Origin of the sequence: Shewanella sp., from assembly GCF_041630135.1 — a bacterium.
Lineage (GTDB): Bacteria > Pseudomonadota > Gammaproteobacteria > Enterobacterales > Shewanellaceae > Shewanella.
In genome coordinates this window covers 1-22,287 of the sequence record NZ_JBFKLW010000067.1, presented here as the reverse complement: position 1 = coordinate 22,287, position 22,287 = coordinate 1, and the positions used below count along the sequence as shown (strand labels likewise).

General features: G+C 54.1%; 16 protein-coding genes and 1 tRNA gene. 10 read left to right on the top strand and 7 right to left on the bottom strand.

What is annotated here, in order from left to right; translation table 11 throughout:
• Both ABYK60_RS15640 and ABYK60_RS15635 read right to left on the bottom strand, forming a co-directional pair.
• The coding region (locus ABYK60_RS15640; RefSeq protein WP_372872954.1) for a hypothetical protein at nt 1-227 on the bottom strand (227 nt) is incomplete at its 3' end.
• A 141-nt stretch (nt 228-368) separates the two neighbouring features.
• A tRNA-Pro gene (locus ABYK60_RS15635) sits at nt 369-442 on the bottom strand.
• A 237-nt stretch (nt 443-679) separates the two neighbouring features.
• On the opposite strand from ABYK60_RS15635, the gene folD reads away from it, so the two are divergent.
• A complete protein-coding gene (gene folD, locus ABYK60_RS15630) occupies nt 680-1,534 on the top strand; it encodes a bifunctional methylenetetrahydrofolate dehydrogenase/methenyltetrahydrofolate cyclohydrolase FolD (protein WP_372872953.1) in 855 nt (284 codons plus the stop codon).
• Nucleotides 1,535-1,602: 68 nt separating this feature from the next.
• Here folD and cysS read toward each other — a convergent pair whose 3' ends face one another.
• Nucleotides 1,603-2,982: a cysteine--tRNA ligase gene (cysS, locus tag ABYK60_RS15625; protein WP_372872952.1), complete on the bottom strand. Its 1,380-nt coding sequence runs from the start codon at nt 2,980-2,982 to the stop codon at nt 1,603-1,605.
• 141 nt (nt 2,983-3,123) lie between these two features.
• Here cysS and ABYK60_RS15620 point away from each other — a divergent pair, with 141 nt between their 5' ends.
• Both ABYK60_RS15620 and ABYK60_RS15615 read left to right on the top strand, forming a co-directional pair.
• Complete coding sequence (locus ABYK60_RS15620) at nt 3,124-3,618, top strand: peptidylprolyl isomerase (protein WP_372872951.1); 495 nt, start codon at nt 3,124-3,126, stop codon at nt 3,616-3,618.
• Nucleotides 3,619-3,628: 10 nt separating this feature from the next.
• Nucleotides 3,629-4,342 carry a UDP-2,3-diacylglucosamine diphosphatase gene (locus ABYK60_RS15615; RefSeq protein WP_372872950.1) on the top strand — a complete coding sequence of 238 codons (714 nt, stop codon included), beginning with the start codon at nt 3,629-3,631 and terminating at the stop codon, nt 4,340-4,342.
• Nucleotides 4,343-4,442: 100 nt separating this feature from the next.
• Here ABYK60_RS15615 and miaE read toward each other — a convergent pair whose 3' ends face one another.
• Complete coding sequence (gene miaE / locus ABYK60_RS15610) at nt 4,443-5,210, bottom strand: tRNA isopentenyl-2-thiomethyl-A-37 hydroxylase MiaE (protein WP_372872949.1); 768 nt, start codon at nt 5,208-5,210, stop codon at nt 4,443-4,445.
• A gap of 186 nt (nt 5,211-5,396) precedes the next feature.
• Between miaE and ABYK60_RS15605 the strand changes: the two genes are divergently transcribed.
• The gene (locus ABYK60_RS15605; RefSeq protein WP_372872948.1) at nt 5,397-5,993 is read left to right on the top strand and encodes a Yip1 family protein; all 597 of its coding nucleotides are present in this window, start codon (nt 5,397-5,399) and stop codon (nt 5,991-5,993) included.
• An 82-nt stretch (nt 5,994-6,075) separates the two neighbouring features.
• Here ABYK60_RS15605 and glnS read toward each other — a convergent pair whose 3' ends face one another.
• The 3 genes from glnS to ABYK60_RS15590 all read right to left on the bottom strand — a co-directional run bounded on the left by glnS (nt 6,076) and on the right by ABYK60_RS15590 (nt 10,448).
• A complete protein-coding gene (glnS, locus tag ABYK60_RS15600) occupies nt 6,076-7,743 on the bottom strand; it encodes a glutamine--tRNA ligase (RefSeq protein ID WP_372872947.1) in 1,668 nt (555 codons plus the stop codon).
• Between the two features lie 163 nt (nt 7,744-7,906).
• Nucleotides 7,907-10,201, bottom strand: a complete 2,295-nt coding sequence (gene feoB / locus ABYK60_RS15595; RefSeq protein WP_372872946.1) for a Fe(2+) transporter permease subunit FeoB — start codon at nt 10,199-10,201, stop codon at nt 7,907-7,909.
• Nucleotides 10,194-10,448, bottom strand: a complete 255-nt coding sequence (locus tag ABYK60_RS15590; protein ID WP_372872945.1) for a ferrous iron transport protein A — start codon at nt 10,446-10,448, stop codon at nt 10,194-10,196. The genes feoB and ABYK60_RS15590 overlap by 8 nt, the downstream gene beginning before the upstream one ends.
• A gap of 392 nt (nt 10,449-10,840) precedes the next feature.
• Between ABYK60_RS15590 and ABYK60_RS15585 the strand changes: the two genes are divergently transcribed.
• From ABYK60_RS15585 to ABYK60_RS15560, 6 genes are all read left to right on the top strand, one after another.
• Nucleotides 10,841-11,797: a DmsE family decaheme c-type cytochrome gene (locus ABYK60_RS15585; protein WP_372872944.1), complete on the top strand. Its 957-nt coding sequence runs from the start codon at nt 10,841-10,843 to the stop codon at nt 11,795-11,797.
• Nucleotides 11,798-11,807: 10 nt separating this feature from the next.
• Nucleotides 11,808-13,904 (top strand): MtrB/PioB family decaheme-associated outer membrane protein, encoded by a 2,097-nt coding sequence (locus tag ABYK60_RS15580; RefSeq protein WP_372872943.1) that lies wholly within the window; start codon nt 11,808-11,810, stop codon nt 13,902-13,904.
• Between the two features lie 25 nt (nt 13,905-13,929).
• Nucleotides 13,930-15,855 carry an OmcA/MtrC family decaheme c-type cytochrome gene (locus ABYK60_RS15575; RefSeq protein WP_372872942.1) on the top strand — a complete coding sequence of 642 codons (1,926 nt, stop codon included), beginning with the start codon at nt 13,930-13,932 and terminating at the stop codon, nt 15,853-15,855.
• A gap of 57 nt (nt 15,856-15,912) precedes the next feature.
• Nucleotides 15,913-18,069, top strand: a complete 2,157-nt coding sequence (locus ABYK60_RS15570; RefSeq protein WP_372872941.1) for an OmcA/MtrC family decaheme c-type cytochrome — start codon at nt 15,913-15,915, stop codon at nt 18,067-18,069.
• Nucleotides 18,070-18,531: 462 nt separating this feature from the next.
• Nucleotides 18,532-20,937, top strand: coding sequence for an OmcA/MtrC family decaheme c-type cytochrome (locus ABYK60_RS15565; RefSeq protein WP_372872940.1), 2,406 nt, complete (start codon nt 18,532-18,534; stop codon nt 20,935-20,937).
• Nucleotides 20,938-21,210: 273 nt separating this feature from the next.
• Nucleotides 21,211-22,287 (top strand): OmcA/MtrC family decaheme c-type cytochrome (locus ABYK60_RS15560; protein WP_372872939.1); only part of this gene is annotated, 1,077 nt, incomplete at its 3' end.

Below are 22,287 nucleotides of genomic sequence, written 5' to 3'. Positions count from 1 at the left end.
CTGCAGGAGATGTGCCAGGACGGTGAGTGGGACGTCGTGGTGAGTGGCATGTGGTAAATCGTGAGCGGCGGGGGGCCGGATGCGCCCGAGATGGTCTGACGGGCGCGACATGTCGCGTGCACACAGCGGCTTAGCCGCACCGGGAATCTGTGGCGACGCAGACGTCCGGATACATCGAATTGGGGCGGCCGGATTTGACCGGAAGTCCCCAAGCCAACGGCGTCCATCGCGTTCGGGTGAGTTGAATCAGGGCCGCCGGATTGGACCGGAAGCCCCGAGCCAACGGCGCGGGACGGCGGCAAGAACGGGCGAACCCGCGAGGTAGAGACTGTAGGGACGCGACTTGTCGCGCCCTACAGGCTCACACGTCGGGGCGGCCGGATTTGAACCGGCGACCCTCTGCTCCCAAAGCAGATGCGCTACCGGACTGCGCTAATCACCGAGAAGTCTTTGTTTTTGACGCCTTGCGTCAGAACGGAGCGCATATTATCCCCTCACCTGACACCCGTCAACGATTTTTTTAACGCTTAAATCTGCCTGGCGAATTATAGAACAATACAGAGTTATCGGGATTTCTCCCCAATGGGAGCAATGACACTCTGCGCCTTGGCTGTTAGAATGTGCGCGCTAAAAACCTCAGGCGGTCGAGCCCCCGCCATATAAAGGAAGCCCTACACCCATGACAGCCCAAAACATTGATGGCAAGGCCATTGCCAGCGCCATCCGCACCACGCTCAGCGATAAGGTCAAAGCCCGTAAAGAGGCAGGCCAGCGCGTTCCGGGATTGGCGGTAATCCTCGTTGGTCTGGATCCAGCCTCTCAGGTTTATGTCGGTTCCAAGCGCAAAGCCTGTGAAGAAGTGGGATTTTTGTCCCAATCTTTTGATTTGCCAGACACTACCAGTGAAGATGAACTGCTGGCGCTGATTGACAGCTGCAACGAAGATCCTGCTATCGACGGTATTCTGGTCCAATTGCCGCTGCCAGCGCATATCGACTCATCCAAAGTGATTGAACGCATTCGCCCCGACAAAGACGTGGATGGCTTCCACCCCTATAACGTAGGACGTCTGGCACAGCGCATTCCGGTGCTTCGCTCCTGCACCCCGATGGGCATCATGACCCTTATCCGCTCCACCGGCGTGGATACCTATGGTCTGGATGCCGTAGTGGTAGGCGCCTCCAACATTGTTGGCCGCCCTATGACCCTGGAGCTGCTGCTTGCTGGCTGCACCACCACCACCTGCCACCGTTTCACCCGCAACCTGGAAGAAAAGGTGCGTCAGGCAGACTTGCTGGTGGTGGCCGTGGGTAAACCGCACTTTATTCCAGGAGACTGGATTAAGCCCGGCGCCATCGTGATTGACGTGGGCATTAACCGTCTCGATGATGGCCGCCTGGTGGGTGATGTAGAGTTTGATGTGGCTGCCCAGCGCGCATCCTTTATTACTCCCGTACCCGGTGGTGTGGGCCCAATGACCATTGCGAGCCTGCTCGAAAACACCCTTTACGCAGCTGAAAACTATCACGACTGAATCTGTTTTCTGCCCAATAAAAAACGCCTGCGATTGCAGGCGTTTTTTATTGTTTTGCAGCGCGCAGTTTACTTTTTGCGCCAGGTAGTGCCTTCCGGGCCATCTTCAAGCACTACGCCAAGCGCGTTCAGACGGTCGCGGGCCACGTCAGCCGCTGGCCAGTCTTTCTCAGCGCGGGCGCGGTTACGCTCAACAATCAGCGCCTCGATTTCAGCCACTTCGTCGGCACTGCCTTCACCTTGTAAAAACGCCTCTGGAGTGGACGACAAAATACCTACTACAGCACCCAAATCTTTAAGCACCACTGCCAGCGCAGAAGCTGCTGCCACATCGGTCGCCTTGAGACGATTGATTTCACGCACCAAATCAAACAGCACAGAGTAAGCCTCAGGGGTGTTGAAATCGTCATCCATTGCCGCCACAAAACGGCTGACAAACTCATCGCCACCGGCTGCAGCCACGGTCAAATCGAGACCTTTGAGTGCAGTGTACATGCGCTCGAGGGCGGCGCGGGCCTGCTTCAAATTATCTTCGCTATAGTTCAACTGGCTGCGATAGTGACCAGAGAGCAGGAAGTAACGCACTGTCTGGGCATCGTAGTGGGCCAGCACGTCGCGGATGGTAAAGAAGTTGCCAAGGGACTTGGACATTTTTTCTTTATCTACCATCACCATGCCGGTGTGCATCCAGGTGTTCACGTAAGGTGTGTCGTGGGCACAGCAGGACTGGGCGATTTCATTTTCATGATGCGGGAACTGTAAGTCACTGCCGCCACCATGAATGTCGAAATGAAGCCCCAGATGTTTGCTGTTCATGGCCGAGCACTCGATGTGCCAGCCAGGACGACCCGGACCCCATGGCGAATCCCAGGTAGGTTCGCCTGGCTTGGACATCTTCCACAGCACAAAGTCCATCGGGTTACGCTTGTTTTCATCCACTTCCACCCGCGCACCGGCTTGCAGCTGCTCGAGGTCCTGCCCCGACAAACGGCCGTATTCGGCGTAGGAAGACACATCAAACAGCACGTCGCCATCGGCGGCAACATAAGCGTGACCACGGTCAAGCAGGCGATTCACCATGTCGATGATTTCATCAATGTGCAAGGTCGCGCGCGGCTCAAAGCTTGGACGCACCATGTTCAGCGCATCGAAATCCGCGTGCATATCACCAATCAAACGCTCGGTCAGGCTATCGCAGCTCTCGCCGTTTTCATTGGCACGCTTGATGATTTTGTCATCCACGTCGGTGATATTACGCTGGTAATTTACCTCATAACCACGGTAACGCAGATAACGCACAATCATGTCAAAACACACAAAAGTACGACCATGGCCAATGTGGCACAGGTCATAGATCGTCACACCACATACATACATACCGACTTTGCCGGGCTGTATAGGTTTAAACTCCTCTTTTTGACGACTGATACTGTTGTATATCTTCAACATTATTGTTCTCTTTCCACTTACCAATGGGTGTAAAATCAAGCCTGTGAGTCTATCATGGTCAAAACGCCTTGAATACTGCACTTTCAGGGCTGTGCCAGATAAGTTAGAATCCGGCGACATTTTCAAATGAGTACTGCAAAAATGATCACATTGCACACCAATTTTGGCGATATCAAAATCGCGCTGAACCACGAAAAAGCCCCAGTTACCGCTGAAAACTTTCAGCGTTACGCCAGCGAAGGTTTCTTCGACGGCACCATCTTCCACCGCGTCATCGACGGCTTTATGATCCAGGGTGGTGGTTTCACCGAGGATATGGTGCAAAAGCGTACCCATGATCCTATCAAGAATGAAGCCAATAACGGTCTGTCCAACAAAGTTGGCACCCTCGCCATGGCCCGCACTTCTGACCCTCACTCTGCCACCGGCCAGTTCTTCATCAACGTAAATGACAACACCTTCCTGGATTTCAAATCTGAGTCTATGCAAGGTTGGGGTTACTGCGTATTCGGTGAAGTGGTTGAAGGTCTGGATGTAGTAAACGCCATCAAGGGCGTGAACACCGGCAACCGCGGCATGCACCAGGATGTACCTCTGGAAGCAGTTGTGATTGAGAAGGTGAGCATCGAAGGCTAATTCCAGGCAGATGCGTACCCTCTTTATCGGCGATCTGCATTTAAGTGCAGATCGCCCCGATATCACCGCGGCCTTTCGCCGCTTCCTGTCCCAATCCTTCGATGATGTCGATGCCCTGTACATTCTGGGAGATTTATTCGAGGTTTGGGTGGGTGACGATATTGCCGAACCTTTCGCGCTGGATATCGCTGCCGACATAGCCAAACTCAGCCAAAAACTGCCGATTTACTTTATTCATGGCAATCGCGACTTTTTGATTGGTAAGCAATTTGCCGCATTAAGCCGGATGCAACTGCTCGATGAAGTGCACCAAATCGACCTCTATGGCGTCCCTACCCTGCTGCTTCACGGTGACAGTCTGTGCACCCTGGATAAGGGCTATCAGCGTTTCCGCAAGTTCAGAAATCAGCCCTGGGCCAAATGGGTGTACAGTAAGCTTTCTGAAAATCGCCGTCTGCGGATTGCCGCCAACTTGCGCGCAAAAAGCAAAGCAGGCAACCAAATGAAAAGTCAGTACATTATGGATGCCGAGCCCAGCGCCGTTGCTGAGCTTTTACAAAAACGCCTTTGCACTCAAATGATCCATGGTCACACCCACAGACCCGCTATCCACGAGGAAAGCGCTGGCAGACGCATAGTGGTAGGAGACTGGTACGAGCAAGGCAGCGTGCTTGAAGTCAGTGACGCAGGTGCCAGACTGCTCGAACTGCCATTCGGCAACTAATACCAAGCAGAAGTAATACCCAGCAAAAGCAATAGCCCGCAACGAAAAAGCCCGGTTCATGGCCCGGGCCTGATATGCATTTCTGACAATACTGCACAGATTAATTCAGTGGCGTACCGCTGTGAAACCGAAATTCGTCATCGGCTGATAGAATAAGCTCGGCTTCCACCGCCGAAAAATAGGCAACCCGCTCATCGATATTGCCGCCGGCCACCGCCTCAGCCAGTTTCAGATAGTCCTGATAATGGCGCGCTTCTGAACGCAGCAAAGACACATAAAAGCGCGACAACTCCTCATCCATAAAGGGTGCCAGCTTGGCAAAGCGCTCACATGAGCGGGCCTCAATAAAGGCGCCGACAATCAACTTATCAACCAGCGTAGCCGGCTCGTTGGTGCGCACATGGCTCATCATCCCCTTGGCATAACGACCAGCATTAAGATTGGCGTAGGGAATATCGCGCACGTGCATGATTTCCAGCACCTGCTCGAAGTGATGAAACTCTTCTTTAATCAACCGCACCATTTTGGCAATCAGGTCATCGCCGTGGGCAAACCCGACCCTGGGCGTGAGCGCCACATCCAGATCGTTCTTTTTGCCACTTCGGGCCAGAAACGCTTCCATATCGCGATCTTTATGGTAAACAAAGCTTTCGTAGGGCTTGGCCCAGGCAAGCAGCGCCTCATTACAGACAGGATCGACAGCATACTTGCGGATAAGAAACAGCGCCGTTTGGGCTGCCTTGAGTTCACAGTTACAGTGATCCACCAAAATGGCCTGCAACATCTCGGGGCTTTTGGCTTTTTCTATCCAGGCATCGGGGGTTTCACAGGCCAAAAAAGCCTTCACCGGCACCAACAACTCCTGCATCACCTTATGTGTCTCCTTAGGTTTAAAACAGCAACATTTTACTGAGTTGCCACGCGCGTTAACAGCACAGTTTCGAGAGCACCTTGACGGATATCAATTTTTGTTCAATAAATAACCTCAGAGCTGTAAAAGGTTCGTCTGAAGTTTGGCGAGCACGGGAATCACTGCTAAACAAGGATAATTATAATGATTTTGAATCACTTATTGGGGTTATACACTCATCCGAAAGAAGAGTGGCACACAATCGAGCAAAACCACGAGGCACTTAAAAGCAGCATGAGTCACCTGCTGTTAATTGCGCTGATACCACCTATCTGCAGCTACTTTGCAATGGCCCAAATCGGATGGAACCCGGGTGCAGGAGAGCCCTTATTTCTGACCAGCCAGAGTGCTCTCTATATGTCTGTGGGCATGTACTTCGGCCTTATTGCCGGTGTATTTGCTTTGGCCTATCTGGCCCATTGGATGGCCATTACCTTCGATGCAAAACCCGATTTCACCCAAGCACTTGAACTTGCCACCTACACAGCAACCCCGCTGTTTATGGTCGGTCTGTCGGCGCTCTATCCGGTGCTCTGGTTTATGATGGTTATTGGATTAGTAGGGCTGGCTTACTCTGTGTATCTGCTCTACACAGGTGTCCCGATTATCATGAACATCCCTGAAGAAAAAGGCTTTATCTACGCAAGTTCCGTGGTCACCGCAGGCTTGGTACTGCTGGTTGCCCTGATGGCAGGCAGCGTGATCCTCTGGAGCCTCGGCTTCGGCCCTATGCTCCAATAGCCGATGTATCAATAACAAGCTACAGCAACACCCGCAAAAAGAAAAAGGCGCCAAATGGCGCCTTTTTCAGTGGCTCATCCGATTAGAATGATTCGCGCAGTGGCACAGTCAGGTTAAACACCAGCTTGCCCGGAGCGGAGTCTTTGCTGTCGGCGCAGAAGTATCCTTCACGCTCAAACTGATATGCCTGCGAAGCCTTGGCGTTGGCCAGCGGCGCCTCGGCAAAGCCATGCACCACCTCCAGAGACCCAGGATTGAGCACTTCATCCACAGTTTCAGCGGCAGCCGGATTGGCATCGATGAACAGACGATCGTACAGGCGGAACTCGGCAGGCAGCGCAGTGGTGGCTTCTACCCAGTGGATCACACCTTTCACCTTGCGACCATCGCTTGGGTTTTGCCCCAGAGTTTCAGGGTCGTAAGTGCAATACACAGTGGTGACATTGCCTTCGGCATCTTTGTCACAGCGTTCAGCCTTGATGACATAGGCATTACGCAAACGCACTTCCTTGCCCAGTACCAGGCGCTTGTATTGCTTGTTGGCTTCTTCACGGAAGTCAGCGGCATCAATATAGATTTCACGGCCGAAAGCCAGCTCACGCTCACCCATCTCTTCGAGGTTGGGGTGCACAGGCGCCTTCACATACTCAAGTTCAGGTGCAGTGAAGTTCTCGATAATCACCTTAATAGGGCGAATAACCGCCATGGCGCGGGGGGCGTTTTCGTTAAGATCTTCACGAATACAGGCTTCCAGCATGCCCACTTCCACCAGGTTGTCCTGCTTGGTCACACCAATGCGCTGACAAAACTCACGGATAGAGGCCGGAGTGTAACCACGGCGACGCAGACCGGCGATGGTTGGCATACGCGGGTCGTTCCAACCGGACACCAAACCGCGCACAACCAGGTCGTTCAGCTTGCGCTTGGACATCAAGGTGTATTCAAGATTCAGGCGGGAGAACTCGTACTGACGGGTACGGTTAGGTGCCTGAAAATCATTGAGGTTATCCAGTACCCAGTCGTACAGACGACGGTTGTCCTGGAACTCCAGCGTACACAGTGAATGGGTGATGTTTTCCAGCGCATCCGAGATACAGTGGGTAAAGTCGTACATCGGATAGATGCACCACTTGTCACCGGTCTGGTGGTGATGGGCAAACTTCACGCGGTAAATCACAGGGTCACGCATACACATAAACGGTGACGCCATATCGATTTTGGCACGCAGCACACACTCACCTTCTTTGAAGCCACCGTCGCGCATCTTTTCAAACAGCGCCAGGTTCTCTTCGGGAGATGTGTCACGGTAAGGGCTGTTACGGCCCGGCTCTTTGAGGGTGCCACGGTATTCGCGGGTTTCCTCGGCATTGAGGAAACACACATAGGCCAGGCCCTTGTTGATCAATTCAACGGCGTAGCCGTAGAGCTGATCGAAATAGTTGGATGAATAGCGAACCTCGCCATCCCACTGGAATCCGAGCCACTTAACGTCTTCCTGAATCGAATTGACATAGTCGATGTCTTCTTTTTCAGGGTTGGTATCATCAAAACGCAGGTTGCACTGGCCCTTATAGTCCTCTGCGATACCGAAGTTCAGACAGATAGACTTGGCGTGACCAATGTGCAGATAGCCGTTTGGCTCGGGCGGAAAACGCGTATGCACACTGGTGTGCTTACCGCTGGCCAAATCCTCATCTATGATATTGCGAATGAAGTTACTGGGACGTACTTCGTTGTCCACGTGACTCATGGAGCTCCTCTTTTGCAAACAGTGGCAAATTTGTCAAAACCTGCATGATCCTACAGAAATCCCCCGCTGACAATGCCCCTGTATCAAAAACTCTGCCAAGGGGGATAATGGCCATAAAAAAGCAGCCTTACGGCTGCTTTTTGTCAAAAAACCAAGGCGGTAATCAGCCAGTGATCACCCGAATACCAGGGATAATCTGCTGAGTCTTCTTGCCCTTTTGCTTGAGGTAAAAGTAGAAAGCAACCAGGGCACCCAAAATCACTGCTGTCCAAACCAGAGTTTGCACGGGATGCGCCGCCACATTACCCCATTGGTACACCAGAGTCGCCACGCCATAGGCAAGACCAAAGGTCCAGGTGGCAGCAAACACCGCCCACCCTTTACCAAACTCGTTCACCAGAGCGCCCATGGCCGCCACACATGGTGTGTACAACAGCACAAACACCAGATAAGAGAAGGCTGCCAGTTGTCCTGCAAAACCGGTTTGCAACGCACTGAAGGTGCTTCTGTCAACGCCTTGCTCTTCGGCAGCAGTATCCACACTGGACACATCACCTACCGACATCGACATAGGATCTTCGGGGGCAATGCCAAGCAGGTTTTCCGGAATGGTGGCCAGCGCTTCGCTGAAAGACTCAGACAACGGCGTCAGACCTTCGTCTTCACTGCCAGGCGTGCTGTAGAGGCTATTGAGGGTGCCAACAACCGCTTCTTTGGCGAAAATCCCCGTAATAATACCCACGGTAGCAGGCCAATTGTCGTTCTCAATGCCCATGGGGCTGAAAATGGGGGTCACTTTTTGACTGACAACACTGAGCACAGACTCGCTGCTGTCTTCGTGGCCAAAGGTGCCATCCACGCCCACGGCGTTGATAAAGTTAAGCAAGGTCACCACCAATACGATGGTTTTACCTGCACCGACGATAAAACTCTTGGTACGTTTGCCGGTACGGGACATCACCGCCCTGAACTTAGGTAACTCGTAGTTTGGCAGCTCCATTACCACGGCACTGCTCACGCCGGGCAACAGGGTGCTGCGCAGCAGCAGGCCGGTACCGATAGCAGCGACAATGCCAAGGATATACAGCAGGAACACCAGATTCTGGCCAGACTCGGGGAAGAAAGCGGCAGCAAACAGCGCATACACAGGCAGGCGTGCACCACAGGACATAAAGGGCGCCATCATACCGGTAACGATGCGCTCGCGCTCGCTGCCAAGGGTACGGGTGGCCATAATCGCCGGCACTGAGCAGCCAAAGCCGACAATCATTGGCACAAAGGCTTTGCCCGGCAGACCGATACGGCGCATCAGCCCGTCCACCACGAAAGCGGCGCGTGACATATAGCCCGAGCTTTCCAGCACAGATAAAGCCAAAAACAGCGCCATAATCACCGGAATAAAGGTAGCCACGGTTTGAATACCCTGACCAATCCCTCCTGCCAGCAAAGTGACCAGCCACTCGGGCGCGCCCCAACTGCCAAGCAAAGCGCCGAAATGATCCACAAACAAGGCGCCGGCGCTGATATCAAAGAAATCAATAAAGGCACTGCCCACGTTAATGGCAAACATGAACATCAGATACATAACCAGCAGGAACACAGGCACCCCCATTATCGGGTGCAGCACCAGCGCGTCCATACGGTCACTGAGGGTTGGCGCTTCATCGTTGGCCACCGCGCTGCGATAAACCTGTTCAACAAAGTTGAATCGGGTGGTGGCAACCATCAGCTCAATGTCCAGCCCCTCGGCCTTGAGCCCTTCGGCGCAGCGGCTTACTTCGGATTCGAACTCGCTGTTCTTGCATGAGCCACAGCCAAGACCATTACCCAGCATGGCAAGCGCCCGCCCCCGAGGCAAGCTGGTGTCTTTGGCCTGCAGCTCAGCCACTGCGGCTTCGATGGCACCCTCGTAATTAAGCACCAACGGCGCTTCAGAAACCTTGCCTTCGAGCAGCGAAACCACTTGCTCCTGCACCTTGACCACATCTTTGGCGTCCCGGGCACACACGGCTACCACAGGGCAGCCAAGTTCCTGACTCATTTTTTGGGTATCAATATGCACGCCGCGCTTTAAAGCGATGTCGATTTTATTAACCACCACCACCATAGGGATGCCAAGCTCGCGCAGCTGCACCGTCAGGTACAGGTGACGCTCTATATTGGTCGCATCCACCAGGTTGATAATGCCATCCATATGCTGCTCAGCCAGATACTGCTGGGCAATTTGCTCATCCAGCGAGCAATCGCAGCTGCGACCGGCGGGCAGAATGTCGTAAATACCGGGTAAGTCGGTGAGATAAACATCGGCGCCGCTCAAACTGAAATGACCGGTCTTTTTCTCAACCGTCACCCCGGACCAGTTACCCACCTGCTGATTGGCACCGGTAAGAGCATTGAAAAGGGTGGATTTACCGGCGTTGGGATTGCCGACGGTAACGCAATGAAATTGTTTAGCCATGGGCAACTCCGGTCTCGATTGGATTGACATCGATGATTTCCGCCAGCTCCCGACGCATACAGAGTTTGCTGCCGCGGATATCCAGCTCAATCCCACTGCCCAAGGGTGCCTTGCGAATAAAGGTCAGCCGGGTATTTGGGGTGATCCCCATCGACAATAACTTGCGCTTGACGGTTTGCGGCAGGTCGAGCTGCCCGACTTCGGCGATAACAGCTTTATCACCCGGGCGAAGGTCACTCAATTTCATTAACAAGGTCCACCCTGTTCCATCTTGATCTTTGACTAACCGGCATTTTATCCAAGTCTGTCATTCGATAATCGTACCTGGATCAATTTTCTGACTGGTAACGATAATAATTTTCAATTGAGGCCAATTATGAGGCAAAAGCCTGAAGGAATAAACTGGGAGGCCAAAGTTCTTTTGTAAAGTCCTCACGACGGCCAAAGACGAAATGAGATCTGGATCACACCGCACGACTATTGCTTGGAATATCAGACTAATTACCAAATCCCGAACGCGTACGTGTTAATGACTTGTCACAAATTTGATCTACACTCTTTGTTTAGTACTTGGGCGATTTTATAAATTAGCCAGTGCGAAATAACTATAAACCAGAATGCGCGTCAGGAAGTGTGAGAATGAAGATGGAAATCCCCTTGTTTGGTGGCAAGCTGCCCCTGTGTCTGCTTTGCCTGCTGTTCTCGTTCCAGTTGGTTGCCACCCCCTGGAAAGACATGCCCCCCGCTGAAGTCGAAGCCACACTCGACAAAAAATTTGCCGAAGGCAAGTATTCCCCCAAGGGTGCCGATTCCTGTTTGATGTGCCACAAAAAAAGCGCCACGGTAATGGCGCTTTTTGACAATGTGCACGGCAGCACCCATTCGAGCGCCTCACCTATGGCCGATCTTCAATGCGAAGCCTGCCACGGCCCCATGGGTAATCACAATAAAGGTGGCAAGGAGCCGATGATCACCTTCGGCAAGGACGCGCCCATTGCAGCAGACAAGCAAAACTCGGTGTGTATGTCCTGTCATCAGGACGACAAACGCATCGCATGGGAAGGCAGCCATCACAACAGTGCCGATATTCCCTGCGCCAGTTGCCACCTTATTCATACCGCCAACGACCCCATCACCAACAAACACACCGAAGTCGAGGTATGTACCAATTGCCACCTCGCTCAAAAAGCCGACATGCATAAGCGCTCAAGCCATCCGCTGGAGAGCAATCAGATGGTTTGCAGCGACTGCCACAATCCCCACGGCAGCCAGGGCGAAGCAGGCTTAAAGCAAATGAGCATCAATGAGAACTGCTATGCCTGCCACGCTGAAAAGCGCGGCCCCAAATTGTGGGAACATGCGCCTGTCACCGACAACTGCGTCAGTTGCCACAATCCCCACGGCAGCGTCAACGAAGCCATGCTCACCATCAAGGCGCCGCAGTTGTGTCAGCAGTGCCATGCCAGCGTTGGTCACACCGCCAATGCCCAGTTCGGCACGTCCCCCAGCGCCTTTACCGCAGGCCAAAGCTGTATGAACTGCCACAGCCAGGTGCACGGCTCAAATCATCCATCCGGCAAGTTACTGCAACGCTGAGGAGGTTAGCATGAAACCATTTCCCAATACCGCTCTCAGCTTGCTGACGCTGGCCGTGGCCTCAGCACTATCCGTACAGGCCTCGGCTGGCTATGGTTTGAAAGACGCCAATCGCAGCACCATTAAGCAAGACGCCTGGGTGTGCAAAGGATGCAAGTCCAAAACCGAAATAAGCTCATCCGTCACCGCAGGCGTTGCGCTGCAGGATGGCGAAGACAGCCATATCGGCAATACCACAGGGACAGACACTGACGGTGCAACCGCCTTCCTCAGTGCCGACATCCATGACCGTGATGAGAACGACTACCGACTCGACTTCACTGCCGATAAACTGGGATTTGACGCAGCCAGTGCTAACCTCACCATCACCAAACCCGGCAGTTACAGTGTATATCTTGATTACCGTGCTTTGGCGCGCTTTGACAGCAACGCTGGCCGCAGCCCTTACCGTGAAGACGGCGATAACCTGCGCCTGCCGGACAACTGGCAAGCGGCCGGCACCACCGCCGGAATGACCGAACTCGATAACGCTGCAACAGTCACCCTTGAGAAAAAGCGCCAGCGCTTCACCCTCGGCGGCACAGTAAAAGGCGAGGGTTTTGACACCGAGCTTAACTTCCGTCACGAAACCCGCAGCGGCGCCAGTCGAAGCACGGTAAATCTGCTGACCAATGCCGCCATGATTGCCAAGCCCATCGACGACAGTACCGACACCCTGGATGCACGGGTGTACTGGCGCGGCGATGGCTTTTGGGGTGGGCTCAATGGTCAAATCAGCAAATACAAAAACGATCATCAGCGCCTTGCTTTTGAAAATGCCTACTACCCCACCTTTGGCGCCGCTTACAACGGCCAGATGGCCGTCGACCCGGATAACCAGGCCTTCAGCCTTGGCGGCGATTTACAATTTTTCGAGGGTGCGCAGCAGGCAGTAATGCATGGCCGCTTTGTCCGCATGACCCAGGATGAGCCATTACTGCCGGCCACCGTCACCGGACCTGCACCCACACTTCCCCATTTAAGTGCGGATACCCAGGTCGATATGATGGAACTTGGCCTGAGTTATCGTAACCGCCTCAGTCGCGAGCTTTCAGTCTATGGCTCCTATGACTATCGTGATAGGGATAATAAAACCGAGCAAGCCTGGTATCCGCTGGTAACTACCGACAGTATTTATCGTGGTGAAGTGCAGAACACCCCCTACGACCGTACCCGTCAATTACTGAAGCTGGGCGCCAAATACCGCTTCAGCAGCAATTGGAATCTTGATACCAACTACAGCTACGACCACAACCAATATTCAGGTCTCAGCCGTGATTCTGTGTTTGAAAATAGCGTCGAAGCGGCGCTGCGGGCACAGCTGATGCCGGGGTGGCGTATGAGTCTGATGGGCGAAGTGCGGGCCCGTCGCGGCGACAGTTACCAAACCAGCGAACTGACCCAGGCGGCCAACCAAAACGCCATGCGGCAGTACTTCCTCGCCGACCGCGATAAACGCGAGCTGAAGCTGATGACCGACCACCACTTCAACGAAGTCTCCATCCAGTTCAACCTGCACACCGGCGTTGAAGATTATCCTGAAACCGAGCTTGGCCTGACCGAAGTACGCTACACAGGCTACGGTTTAAACGCAGCATACCCACTGGGCGACAACCTGAGTCTCAACGGCTTTTTTGGCCAGGACTGGCGTGATAACCGGCAAACCGGAAGCGCCAGTGGCGTGAGTTTCTGGCAGGCAGAAAACCGTGACGACCAAACCAGCGCCAGCCTGGGCCTTAAATGGCAGCAATTGATGGACAACAAGCTCACCCTCGGCATCGATTACGGCTACAGCGATGGCGCCAGCGACACCGAAATCAGCCAGGGCTTGTCGGTGGTTTATGGCCCCTACAGCGCCACTCGCCACAACCTCAGCGCCTGGGCTGATTACCAATTGAGCGACAAGATATCAATGCGTCTCGATTGGTTGTATGAGGACTATCAGGACATGGATTGGGGCAACGATGAGCTGATGCCAGACTCGATCCCCAACCTGATTTTGCTGGGCTCTCTTGGCCACGACTATCAGGCCCACTATGTCGGTCTCAGCTTCAGCTACCAGTGGTAACAGGCTTGCAAGGAAGGAACAAATAATGAACCCAAGTATCAATATAAACAGAATTTTTCAGATGTACCGTATGCCCCTTGCAGCTGCCGGCCTATTGGCACTTTCGGGCTGTGGTGGCAGTGACGGAGAACCGGGTAAACCCGGAGATCCGGGCGGTGAGCCTGCCATGGATATTCAAAGCCTTCATGTCGAGTTTATGGATATCGGTCTTAAAAGCGGTATTGCCGAAGTTAAATATCGGGTTACCAACCAGGATGATGAGGTGGTCGTCGGCATTCCTTCAGCCACCTTTATTGCAGCCCAACTGGTACCGGAAGGCTTTACCGGTGCCGGCAATGCCAGCACCTGGCAACACTTTAGTGCTGAAAACTGCTCCGCCTCTGCCTGTCCAGGTACATACACAGATCTTAAAACAGGCATTTACACCTACAGTTTCAGTGCACCCTTAGATGGTATGAATGGCCAGTCTTTACAGGATGGCGCCACCCAAAGGCTGGTGATTAAACTTGGCGGTGATGCGCTGCCTGATGGCACCAGACTGCCGGTCACCAACGCCCACAAAGATTGGCAAAGCGGGGGCGAACCCGCCTACACCCGCAATATTGTGAGCATGGAGACCTGTAACAGCTGTCACAGCGACCTCGCTTTCCATGGCAGCAAATATAATCAGGTAGAAACCTGCGTTACCTGCCACAACGCCACCAGAGTATCAAATCCGGCCAACGTGTTTGCGCCCATGGTTCACGGCAAACATTTGGCAGGCTTCCCCAAACCCTTGGCTGATTGTCAAACCTGCCACAAAACCGACGAGCAACTGGCCGATAACCAAAACTGGCACACAGTGCCCACCATGGAAGCCTGCGGCAGTTGCCACACCAACATTAACTTTCCGGCAGGCGAAGGTCATCCGGCCCAGCCCACTAATGCCAACTGCGTGGCATGCCACAATGCCGACTGGACCGCAGAAGTCCACAGCGACAGCGACAAGGACACCACCCTGGCCGCTTTCCATGCTGAAATCCTCTCCGCAAGCCTCAGTGGCGACACAGTCACTGTAGGCGTGAAGCTGTCTAATCCTCAAACCGGCGAAGTTTATGGCGCCGCCGATAGCTTGCCCTTTGTCTCTGACCTTCGCGTCTACGCCAACTGGGGCGGCAGCATGGATTATGCAACCCGCAGCGCCCGTTCCGTTCGCCTTCAAAGCACAGCGCCGGTCTCCTCTGCCGATGGCGTGAATTACTACGCCATTGCCGGCCTGACTGTGCCTGTTGGCAGCGAAGCCGATACCGGCACTCTGGCGATGCAGGGCCGGGTATGTGGTGCCAATGGCGCTCTGGCCGGATGCGGTGATGGCATTGAAGTGATTGTGACCAAATCCAGCCACGCATTCTTCAGTGCCGCAGCACTGAGCAGCAATGGCCGCCGCACCGTGGTAACCAATGAAACCTGTGGCAATTGCCACGGCGATCAGCAACTTAACTTCCATGGTGCCCGTAACGACCTCGAAGCCCAATGTCAGCTTTGCCACAACCACAACATGCAGGCCGATGCCACCGCCGCTAACCCTGCCCATGCCACGGCAGATTTCAAGCAGCTGATCCACGCCCTCCACAGGGGGAAATATGCCGGATTCGAGACCCTCAACTACCCCGGCAAGATTGGCAACTGCGCCCAGTGTCACACCAACAACGCCAACGGCGTGCTCAGTGTTGCCCTGCCACTCTCCACGGCAGTGCAACCTATGGCATTGAGCGATGGCAGCTTTACCAGCACCACTGCCGCCGTGTGCAGCAACTGCCATGAGTCTGACAGCGCCAAAAACCACATGACCCAACAGGGGGCCGTGTTTGGCGGCAGTAAACCCGATGCCACTGCAGGCACGGAAAGCTGCGCCACCTGTCACGGCCAGGGTGGCCTGGTCGACGTGCTGAAAGTGCACCCCATTCAATAATCCGCGTGGGGCCCGCCAGATGGCGGCCCCTGACTTTTACAGGTTCGGGATACGACGATGAAGCAATACAATCACAGTTTATGGATGACACCGCTTCTTGGGGCCTTGCTGCTTGTTGGCTGTGGAAGTGACGGTAAAGACGGTGAAGATGGTGCCCCCGGCGAAGTGGGGCTTACCCTGGCCAGTGCCAAGGACATCGCGCTGCACATTGACGATGTCAGCATAGATGCCGGCTCAGTGGTGGTAAATTTCACTCTGACAAACAAAAACGGCGTTGCCATTACCGATTTGGACACCTACGCCGGGGTCGATACCCTGGGTGTGGGCATTGCCAAACTGGTGCCTCAAAGTGGCAAAGGCCATAAAACCCCTCAGTGGGTCAGTTATATTAACCGGGTTGTCGAGCCAGTGGCCGAGCACATACCTGCAGGCTATGAAGACAAAGCCGGAACTCAAATCCAGGCCAATATTGAAAGCAGCTGTCGTCAGGAGTGCATCAGCAAAACCGGTAATGGCAGCTACAGTTACACCTTCAAACAGAACATTGCCTCTGTAGAGCCCATCGAGGGGCTGGACCTGAGTTATGATGCCAACCTCACCCACAGGGTAAGCCTTGAACTAAGAGTGGATAGCAGCATCGACAAGCTGGTTAATACCCATTACGACTTTATCCCCGCCACAGGTCAGGCCGCAAGCGGCGAAGAAACCCGTCTGGTGGAGAATCTGCAGGACTCGTGCCTGCGCTGCCACAGCAGCGATTACGGTCATGCCTGGGCGCCCAAACTGATTTTCCACGGTAGCCGCCGCTTCGACACCCCCAACTGCCAGGTTTGTCACACCAGCTATGCTGCCGATCCTGAAACCGGCTCGCCACTGGATTTTGGCTATATGCTGCATCAGATCCACCGGGGCAAATATTTTATGGTGGGCTTCCGTGGCAGTGTGCATGATTTTTCGGAAGTGACCTTTCCTGCCGATGCATACGATTGCCGCGTTTGTCACCAGGAAGGTGAAAACCGCCCGGTGGATGCCGCTAACTTCCGCCATCACAGAGCACTGGCCTGCGGTTCGTGCCACGTCGACAGCACAGATCCGGCCACCATCAAGGCGGAGATGCACGCCAAGTACCAGCCGGATCATGCCTGCAGTACCTGTCATGCAGACCAGGATACCGAAGGCGCTGGACACCACTTCACTGACGCCATCGCCAAAGACAATGTGCGTCTGGATTATCAGGCGGCTCTGGTGGCCAACTCTGTCAGTCTTGAAGGTGGCATACTTAAGTTTGCAGTGAGCTTTAAAGACGGCTCTGGCGCAGCCCAGCCAAGTCCGAATGCTGACCCCAGAATCAAGTACAGCACACTCTACTTAGGCTTTGGCAATGAAGAAGATTTCAGTGTGGCACACAGCAACGTGAACCTGCTTAACCTGACGCCGGTTTCCGGTGCTAATGGTGTGTATCAGTATGAAAGCGCCTTTGGTCTGACCGTTGATGCGGCGCTGTCTTCCACTGCCTTTATCACCAGCCAAATGTGTGTTGACCGCGACACCCTCACTGGCGTGGCGTGCGGCAGCGGCAGCGATGAAGCACTTAACCCGTCGGTGATCCCGGGGCCTGCGGTGGTGTTCAATCTTCAGGGAGATACTGGTCTTACGGCGCGCCGCAGCCTGGTGAAAAACAGCACCTGCGATAACTGTCACGACAATAAGTACCTGGCCAAGTTCGAAAGCAAGATGACCCACAGCGGCCGTCGCAGCAACTTCGAGGGTGAGTGTCAGACCTGCCACAACCCGCTCTACAGTGCCAGCAGTGCAAACAGGGAGATCCAGGATCACATCGACTTCAAGGTGCGAATCCACGCCCATCATGCCGGTAAGCGAGCGGGTGAAGAGCCAATAACCTTCCCCGAGCATTACGGCAACTGCGCCAGCTGCCATGAAAAAGGCAGTCTCAGCCTGACCGGCCTTGCCAAGGTGCCAGCCACTCCTGCCAAAGATGCAGAAGGCAACGAAGTTGAATTCTCACCCATAGCGGCTGCCTGTATCAGCTGCCACGGCCCCAAGGACTCACTGCTGGCTCACGTGCGTGCCAATGGTGGCGTGGCGTCTGATGTTCGCGGCAGCTTTACCCCGGGCAGCGAAACCTGCGCCGTGTGCCACGGAGAAGGCAAAGCAGCCGGCATAGACGTAGTGCACCCTGTACGTTATAAATAGTGTACTTACACAACCAAAAGGCAGCTCAGGCTGCCTTTTTTATTGTCATTTCAGGGTCAGCTGTAATGGCCGGCCTCCCGCCAGCACCGATACAGTTTGCAGCAACTGTTACCCCGCGCCGATACCCACATCAAACCGGTAACTTTGACCAGAATCCCATGATATTGAGTCGACCGAACACTTGACCGAGCGCAACAAACCAGCCCAACGGATCCACGAGTCGTTCAGTCCTCGTTCAGCAATCTTACCCAAACCAGCATCCCCCGCCTCTGCATTATTGAGTCAGGAACCGTAAGACATTGTATTCTGGTTAAAATTACAACCTTAACAATTATTCAATAGTCAGTTTGAAGCAGTTCACATCCCCTGTTATGCCTCTTGGTCAGCCTTACTCCTTTATGGGTAAATCACGCCGAACACCAAAACACACCGAAAAATCGGTGACCTTTGCAGGGGAAAATGATGAAAAACCATAATAAAGGCAAACTGCTTCGTGCAACGCTCAGCACAGCATTACTCGCAGCCTTGGTCGGCGGCTGCGGCAGTGACGGGAAAGATGGGAATGATGGCAACGACGGCACCACCGGGGTGCATATCAAAGATGCAACCTCGCTCAGCGCAAACATCCTTGATGCCCGTATCGAGGATGGCCGAGTCAGTGTTGATTTCAGCCTGGAAAATGCCAACGGCGTTCCCGTATACGGGCTGGACTCCTTCAATCAAATCAATACCCTCGGATTTGGTATCGCCAAGCTCGACAGCCTCCAGAAACGGGACATGAAGGGCGAAGCGGCGAAGAGTAGCCGTAAAGGCACCAAACCCAGTCAGTGGACCAGCTACATCAACACGCTCAAAGCCCCCAATCCAGCCCATGTTCCGGCAGGATTTGAGTCACTCGCCCGCCCACAAATACAGCCAGGCATAGAAAGCGGCTGTAAAACTGATTGCATTGAAGTGCTGGATTCAGGCGTATACCGTTTTACCTTTCCAAAGTCGCTGGCGGAATACCCGCAAATCGATGGCCTGAATACCGAGTTTAACCCCGAACTGACCCACAGAATCACCCTTGAGCTGAAACCCACAGCTACCGTCAGTAATGCCACCCTGATTAACAATCACTACGACTTTGTGCCGGCCACCGGCATGGCCGCGAAGGCCGAAGAAAGCCGTGAACTGGTAGCGCTTAAAGAGTCTTGTATCCGTTGTCACAACGATGACTACGAGACATCCGGCGCTCCGAAGCTGCTGAAGCATGGCGGCAAACGCACAGATATCCAGAACTGTGTAGTCTGCCATACCAGCTACGCCGGCGATCCGGAAACCTTCGCTACACTGGACTTTGGTGCCATGGCGCACCGCATCCACCAGGGCACTTATACCATGGTCGGCTACGGCGGCAGTATCCATGACTACAGCAAGGTCACCTTCCCCGGTGGTGAGAGTTGCCAGACCTGCCACATCCAGGGCGAAGATGCCCCTGCTCAGGCAGAATATTTCGGTTTCCATCGTCAGGAAGCCTGCGCCTCCTGTCATATGGGCGAGTTCAATGTTGTCGATCAGGCCGAATGGTTAACCCCGCCCGACGGCCAGAAGGACCGTGGCTTTGTCGGTAACTACTTCCATTACTATGCCACACCGGAAATTGATGGTATTAAGGGAGCTGATGTACGCGCGGTATTTGATGCCGGCAACTGCGCTGGCTGTCACGCCGATAGCAGCAACCCGCAGGGCTCTGCGATTTTCCACACCGCAACGGACAACGCCAAGTCCTCGGTGCGCGAAACTTATTCATTCAGCCTGGAGACCGGCCGCTTTGCCATGAATGAAGGCAAGGGCAGTCTGACGGTCACCCTCAACTGGCCTGGCGCGCAGGCACCGGATATGGATCCTGCTGTGAAGAGCCTCTGGCTGGTTGCTGCCGCCTATGATGGTGAATACAGCATCCGCAGATTGTCGGCTAACTTTGGCCAACATGCCGGGCGCTTCAGCGTGGATTTGGCCGATTACAGCAAGTACAGCAATGGCACCATTGAGAAACACGAAAACGGCGGGCAAATTGAGTATCAGATTGACGGCCTGACCCATGCCGATATCAACGCCATCCAGCAAGGCACCCTGTCTGCCAAGTTGTATGTGTGTGCCGACAAGGCCACCGGCAATGCCGTCGCCTGTGATGATGACAGCGCCGCCATGACCGAAGTCGTGGTTGCCCCCAAACGCGCCAGCTTCTCCCCAAGCGGCGATGCCATCGACGGCCCTGAGCCCGTAGTGTCTGCCGGCAAATGCGCCGACTGCCACGATGCACAGGCCGATTTCTCCAAGGCCCACTCACGCACCCGTGCCACAGGCAGTCCGGACACTGGCTGTTCAAGCTGCCACACCTCTGAACCCAACACAGCTGTGCATCTGGATGACGGCAGCTGCGCCAGCTGCCACAACGGCACCCCAACCCTGGCACACAATGCCAAAGCCTTCAGCCGAGGCTTTGACTTTAAGGTAATGGCGCACCAGATCCACGCCAACACCCGCTCCGGCCGTTATGGCAACTACACCACCGACATTAGCTTCCCCGGCAATGTGGCCGACTGCGCCGTGTGCCACGACAAAGGGCAGATTTCGCTGGAGAGTCTGGCTATCAAGCAGGCATTTCTCGCTGCCGACGGCGAATACTCGCCCACAGTCGCGGCCTGCGCTTCCTGTCATGCGCCAACACTGGCTGGCAATGAAGCTGCGGTAAACCACTTCCAGCAAAATGGCGGTGTGTACCAGGGCACCGAGGGCAGCTACAGCGGCGGTGAGTCCTGCGCCGCCTGTCACAGCGAAGGCAAGACCTTTGGCATTGATAAGGTTCACCCGGTGAACTTCTAAACCATGATGAGGTATCGGTTCAGACCGATACCTCTTTTCTAACCAAAATCAAAACTTACAAGCATTTGAAGCCCCATGTGTCAGCAAAGTTAATACCTCTAAAGAAATAGTCAGAACTGAGTCACAGATCCGACCTAAATTGACTGCGAAATGGTCACACCTTGGATAGCCTTGGAAGTGGAAGATAAATTCCACACACCGAGAAGGGCTAATGGGAATTATTCTTATTTAGCAATGAGTTCGGTGATAACTAAAACTATTGCAGGGAATACCATGATGAAAGGGTTCAACTTCAATGCCGCGACAAAAGCGATATTGGGTGCCGGACTACTGTCTTTAACGCTCGTCGGATGCGGCAGCGACGGCAAAGACGGTGAAGACGGCAAAGATGGTGTCATCGGCGTCAATATCGACACCACCTCCACCCTGAAAGCCACCTTTACCAACGCCACCATAGATGCAGGAAAGCTCAGCGTCGACTTCTCACTGGAAAACGCCAATGGCGTTGCCGTGCTGGGTCTGACCAAAGATCACGACCTGCGCTTCGGCATCGCCCAGCTCGCCCAGGTCACCGAAACCATTGGTGAAGGGGATGCAGCGGTTGAAGCCGATAGGGGTTTCCAGTGGCAAGCCTACATAAATGTAAAAAAAGATCCTAATCCTGCCTGGATTCCTGAAGGTGATACCGACATTTCACCCTCAACTCAAACCCAGGCCAGTGTTGAAGCAGCAAACAAATGTGATGCCTGCCTGGTTGACCACGGCGACGGTTCCTACAGCTACACCTTTCAGACCAACATCGCCGGGATAACCGAGCCTGTGGCCGTACCATTCGATGCGGACAATACCCACAGAGCCACCCTCGAGCTTGAATTACCGCAAGTCACCGCCAACGCTCACCTTGATTGGCAGCCATCTTCCGGCAAAACTGACGGTATCCAAACCCGTGATGTGGTCAGTATTGAAACCTGTTACACCTGTCACCAGCCAGAAAGCCTGAAACTGCACGGCGGTCGTCGTATTGACATCGAAAACTGCGCCTCGTGCCATACCAATACCTCCGGCGATCCGGAAACTGGCAGCAGCGTTGATTTCACCTTCATGATCCACGCCATTCACAAGGGTGAAGAGCGCATGACCTACTCTCCTACCGAGGAGAAAATGGTTCAGGAGCCGTATAAGGTGATTGGTTACGGTGGTGGTGTCCACGACTACAGCAAAGTAATGTACCCACAAGGCCCAGCGGCCGACTGTGCGGCCTGTCACGTAGAAGGCCCCAAAGCACCGGCCAATGCTGACCTGTTCAAGGCAGATTTGTCCAACAATGCCTGTATCGCCTGTCACAGCGAG